This is a genomic window from Streptococcus cristatus (genome assembly GCF_003943815.1).
Classification (GTDB): Bacteria; Bacillota; Bacilli; order Lactobacillales; family Streptococcaceae; genus Streptococcus; species Streptococcus cristatus_F.
In genome coordinates, this window is sequence record NZ_RJNA01000039.1 from 1 (window position 1) to 1410 (window position 1410).

Annotated in this window: 1 protein-coding gene; it reads left to right on the plus strand. The window is 45.9% G+C overall.

Annotated features, from left to right (window positions below; genetic code table 11):
* Positions 1–108: 108 nt before the first annotated feature.
* Positions 109–1410 (plus strand): mucin-binding protein (locus tag D8872_RS10890; protein WP_446677440.1); only part of this gene is annotated, 1302 nt, incomplete at its 3' end.

Genomic DNA, 1410 nt, shown 5'->3' on the forward strand with positions numbered 1-1410 from the left:
CCAGATGGCACAACACCATTGACACCGAAAGATCCGAGCGATCCAAGCAAGGGTTACAACCCACCACCANTTCCAAGCGATCCAACTCAGGANACACCAATCAACTTCGTGAAGGATGGTCAAAAAGCGATTATCAGCTTNGTAGACCAAACTGACGGTAATAAGGAATTGACCAAGGTTGTCGAAAGCGGTAAGTCAGGTGAGCCAATCGGTACAACCAACTACGCAGCTCGTCTGAAAGAATTGACAGACAAGGGTTACGAAGTTGTAACAGATGAGTTCNNNGGACCTAAGACCTTCGATAATGACGATAAGAAGGATCAAACCTTCACCGTTACTCTTCGTCAAGGTACAGAGAAGATTACAGACCCAGCTAAGCTCAACAAGAAAGTATCACGTACAATCAAGTACGAATACGCAGATGGTCAAACAGCGGGTCGTCCAGCTCTGAAAGCTCCNGTGACTCAAGAAGCAGCCTTCACACGTACAGGTGAACGTAACCGTGTAACTGGCGTTGAAACCTTCGGTGCATGGACACCAGCTACGAAAGAATTGGCACAAGAAGCTACACCAGTCGTAACTGGATTTGTGGCAGATAAGGCTAATGTCGCAGCGAAGACAGTCACTCCTGATGATAAGGATAGCGAAGAAACAGTTAAGTACAGCAAACTTGGTTCATACGTACCAAATGTACCAGATGGACTTCCAAAAGTACCAAACCTTCCATATCCAAACGATCCAACAGATCCAAGCAAACCAGGTACTGATCTTCCAGTGATTCCACATGTACCAGGCACTACACCAGTAGGCCCAGATGGCACAACACCATTGACACCGAAAGATCCGAGCGATCCAAGCAAGGGTTACAACCCACCACCAGTTCCAAGTGATCCAACTAAGGACACACCAATCAANTNCGTGAAGGATGGTCAAAAAGCGATTATCAGCTTNGTAGACCAAACTGACGGTAATAAGGAATTGACCAAGGTTGTCGAAAGCGGTAAGTCAGGTGAGCCAATCGGTACAACCAACTACGCAGCTCGTCTGAAAGAATTGACAGACAAGGGTTACGAAGTTGTAACAGATGAGTTCGCAGGACCTAAGACCTTCGATAATGACGATAAGAAGGATCAAACCTTCACCGTTACTATGCGTCAGGTTGTAGTACCATTCAATCCAAATAATCCACCGAAACCAAACGATCCAATGGATCCAAGCAATCCGGATGGACCTAAGTGGACAGATGATAAGATCAAGTCAGCTCAACAAGAAGCTGTGAAGGAATTGAGCCGTACGATCAAGTACGTATACGAAGATGGTAAGGAAGCAGCACCAAGCTTCACAGATAGCGCTAAATTCACGCGTATTCTGAAGATCAATGTCGTAACGAAAGCGATCGTAGAAAAAGGC